The sequence below is a fragment of the Paracidovorax oryzae ATCC 19882 genome, from assembly GCF_000687165.1.
GTDB lineage: Bacteria > Pseudomonadota > Gammaproteobacteria > Burkholderiales > Burkholderiaceae_C > Paracidovorax > Paracidovorax oryzae.
In genome coordinates, this window is the sequence record NZ_JMKU01000018.1 from 1 (window position 1) to 3,810 (window position 3,810).

Here is a 3,810-nt window from a genome sequence, read left to right on the forward strand (position 1 = left end):
TCGCCCGGCGCCGCCTGCACGAGGTGGATCGCCACCACCCGCCGGCTGCCCGGCTCATAGTCCAGCCGCAATAACCGGCCCAGGTGGTCCGCGATGCCCGCCAGGCGCCGCTCGCCGTCGTAGCGCAGCCCCACCCAGTGCCCGAACCGGTCCCGGATGCGCAGCAGTTTCAGCACGTGCGTGCCCGCTTCCTGCGGCGCCGGGCCGAACTGCCAGGCCACGTGGTCGAGCTCGCCCACCTCGTAGTGCCCGCCCGCCGTGCAGCCCAGGGTGAAGCCCTCGCCAACGTTGAAGAGCGCCGTGCCCGGCGCGACATCCGGCAGCTCGATGTGCCGCCCTTGCGGGTTGACGTAGGTGATGCGCGACGGCGGCGCACCGGCAGCCGTCCGCTCGACGTGCAATTCGATCTCGTAGGGCACGCTCCAGCCCGCGCCGTGCAGGGTGCCCTCCCGGTGGTCGTGGCTGCTGTAGAAGCGCCGCCAGGCAATGCCCAGCGGCCCGGGCAGCACGAAGTCCGTGTCCTGGCTGCCGTCCAGCACCTTGCCGCCCGTGGCCGGGTGCACCGGGTAGCCGATCAGCGCCCGGAAGCCCCGGCCCAGCGCGTCGCCCGCCATGCCCACCACCGCCCCCAGCGCCAGGCACCCCACCTTGCCCAGGAAGTTGCCCCGGCCCATCGCCAGGCCCACCCCGATCTCCAGCGCCGTCTCCCACCACGCCCGGTCATCGGCGATCTCCAGGTACGCCGTCTTGTTGCCCCCCACCAGCACGTCGTCCGAACCGCTGGCGATCTGCGCCGCGCACATCATCTTGTCGCCCTTGCGCGCGGCCGGGTACGTTTCGATGAAGACCGAGTCCGAGCCCTCGGCGATGAAGTTCGGGTTGGGCTGCCCATGGTCGCGGCACACGGCCGCATCCGCCACCGCCCGCATCGCCGCGCGGCCGTTGATGCGCACCGTCGCCGCCCCCCGGATGCCCAGCGTGCCCGTGATGTCCAGCTCCCCGATGTCCTCGGTCATCTCCTGGATCTTTTTTTCCTTGTAGTCGCTCCAGCCCGTCGCCCCTCCGATGAACCCCGCCAGCAACCCGCACGCCAGGATCGCCCCGCACCCCATCGTCGCCACCGACACCCCCGCCGCCAGCGCCACCACCCCCGCCACCAGCAGCGTCTCCACCATCCCGGCCGCCAGCCTCAACCCCACACGCGCCAGCCTCGCCCACACCGACACGTGACCTATCTCGTCCGCCTGCCGTGCCGCCGCCATGCCTCCCATGCTGCTGTTCTCCTGTCGTTCGTTCTTCGCGGCCTAACTTGCCATCGTTGTCACTGGCGCAGCACGAAGCTGGCCAGCACGCCATCGACCTGTCGCAGGTGCTCTTCCGTGAATGGCACCGGCAGCGAAAAGGTGAGATTGAGCACGGTGCGGCTGTCAGGCAGCAGGAACAGCGACTGCACGTGGTGCACCATGCGCCCCTGCTGCTTGTAGCTCACGGTGAATTTCGAGCCGCCGATCTTCTGTTCGGGTGCCCCGAGCGTGGCCGGCTGCACCTCGCCCCGGCTGAACTTGGCGACCTGCCGCGACAGGTCGCCGAGCTGCCGCTGCAGGAATTCCGGCGGGGTTTCGCCGGATTCGAGCAGATCCTTGGAAATGGCGACGGTCATCTCGCCCGTGCCGGGGGTGGGCGCGAGCAGGTGCACGGTGCGGTCGGTGACGTGGTCCGGGGCTTCGATGTGGCCTTCTTGGAAGTGGTAGCGCATGCTCGTTCTGCTTTCTCTGGTCGATGGGGCTGTTTTCAGCAATTGAGGTTGATCTTCTTGCCGAACTGGTCGAGGTCGTCCTCGAAATTGAAGACGCCCTTCACGCCGTTGAGCACGATGGTGCCGTCGGACTTGAGCGTGATGGAAGCCTTGCCGCACACCAGCGTGATGCTCTCGCCCGCCACCTCGGTGATGTGCCTGCCCGCACTGACGAACACCGTGTCGGTTTCCGCGCTGACCACGGTGTTCTCCTTGGCCAGCAGGTGGGCGTTGAGCGCCGTGGACGATACGGTGATGTTCTGTTCCGCCACGAGGTTCATGTGGCCGGTCTTGGCGACGGAAGCCACGTCGCCGGCAGAGACGATATTGGTCTGCCCGCCTTCGGTGACATGGGTGAGCATGCCGCTTTTGGCCAGCTGGGTAAGCTGCGCACCGCTCGATACGGTGACGTGCTGCTGCGCGCGCACCGAGGTGCTCTGGCCGGAGCTGACCACGATCGGCTTGGGACTGATGAGGCTCTGGCCTTCCGGGCTCACGATCGAGACCACCGGCTTGGTGATGTCCCGCGACAGGTCCATCAGGCTGCGCGCGTCGGCCATCGCGGGGTCGGTGTCGGTAGGCATGGTGGTCTCCGCGCCACCGCCGCCTCCGCCCGAAAGCGCCGAGGCCATCTTGGCGAGGGAGGCCGCTCCGCCCGCCCCCCCGCCCGTGATCGCAGCGATGGCCGACCCCAGGCTGGAGATCTGCGAGGACTTCGCCGCATTGAGCGTGCCGATGGTGGACTGCGCCGAGGAAACCGCCTGCCCGGCTTCCTGCATGAGCGAAGCGGTGTTGGCCAGCGTCGCGCCCATGTGCTCGAAGCCGTCGGGGTTGTTCACCGAGACGCGGGAGGTGAAATCCTGGTTGTACGTGGTGATGAGCAGGCCCTTGTCCGCCCGGATCGAGCCCCACAGGTCCGTGCGCAACTCGAAGCCATACCCCCGCTGCGAGCCCGTGCCCTGGTGCATCAGGTACCCCATGTTCAGGTACGTGTTGCCGTACGTGTTCGACAGCTCCAGGTGCTCTATCCCCTTCTGGTCCTCGAAGCGCAGCATGCTCGCCCCGCCACCTCCCTTGCTCCAGCGCGTGAGCGTGCCCGACTGCGTCTTGTGCTCCGGCAGCTTCCACGGCGGCATCTGGTCCGCGTTGTACACCCGACCCGTGATGATCGGCTGGTCCGGGTCTCCGGACAGGAAGTCCACGATGACCTCCTGGCCGATGCGCGGCAGGTAGATGCTCCCGTAGTTCTGCCCCGCCCAGCCGTGCGACACCCGGATCCAGCAGCTGGACTGCTCGTCGAACTTGCCCTGCCGGTCCCAGTGGAACTGCACCTTCACCCGCCCGTACTGGTCCGGCCAGATCTCCTCGCCCGGCGGGCCCACGACCACCGCGGTCTGCGGCCCCGTGGTCTTCGGCTTGGGGGTCACCCGTGCGGGGGTGTAGGGCAGGCTCGTGGGCTGCGCCTGCAGCGTGAAGCGCTGGAAAGAGCCCTCTTCCTGCACCGTGCCCTTGTCCCCGGGGTTCGCCGCGCTCACCCGCGGGTTCTCCTTGAAGTGGTATTGCAGGCCGGTGATCAGGTACTGCTGGTTCTGGTCCCCGCGCGGGTAGTTCTCCAGCGTGAAGAGGTAGCCCGTGGCGAGGGACCGGTGGCGCGATTCGCCGCGCACCGTGCTGCGCCCGCTCAGGTTCTCCTGCAGCCGCACCCGCGCATAGGCTTCGCCGTCGCCGAACTCCGTGTAGCCCCCGGGCCACTCGTAGGTCTCGTAGGCGTCGTGGCTGTGCCCCGGCGGCATCTGCCGCATGTTCGCCAGGTCCGCCTTGGGCTTCTTGAAGTCGTAGTCGTCGTTGTAGAAGCGGCCCGAGTGGATCTCCTCGTGCAGCTCCCAGGCGTGGATGTTCTCGCGGTCCGCCGTCGCCGACTTCTCGGGCGGATAGAAGGGAATCGTGGCCGCCCCGGGCAGCGGCTGGTGCGAGGCCACGATGTCGTCGGCCAGCGTGAGCGTATGCTGGCCCTG

The 3,810-nt window shown here is 68.2% G+C and carries 3 protein-coding genes; all 3 read right to left on the reverse strand.

The annotated features are described in order from the left end of the window. On the reverse strand, positions 1-1,271 hold a 1,271-nt coding region (locus T336_RS25220; protein ID WP_209435971.1), incomplete at its 3' end, for a DUF6531 domain-containing protein. 50 nt (positions 1,272-1,321) lie between these two features. Next, positions 1,322-1,756, reverse strand: a complete 435-nt coding sequence (locus T336_RS0114620) for a DUF1795 domain-containing protein (protein ID WP_019702381.1) — start codon at positions 1,754-1,756, stop codon at positions 1,322-1,324. Between the two features lie 35 nt (positions 1,757-1,791). Continuing rightward, positions 1,792-3,810: type VI secretion system Vgr family protein (locus T336_RS25225; RefSeq protein WP_035226165.1), on the reverse strand; the 2,019-nt coding region annotated here is incomplete at its 5' end.

Excerpts from the sequence above, each read along its gene's own strand:
- T336_RS0114620 (WP_019702381.1), bottom strand. The coding sequence starts at position 1,756 with ATGCGCTACCACTTCCAAGAAGGCCACATCGAAGCCCCGGACCACGTC.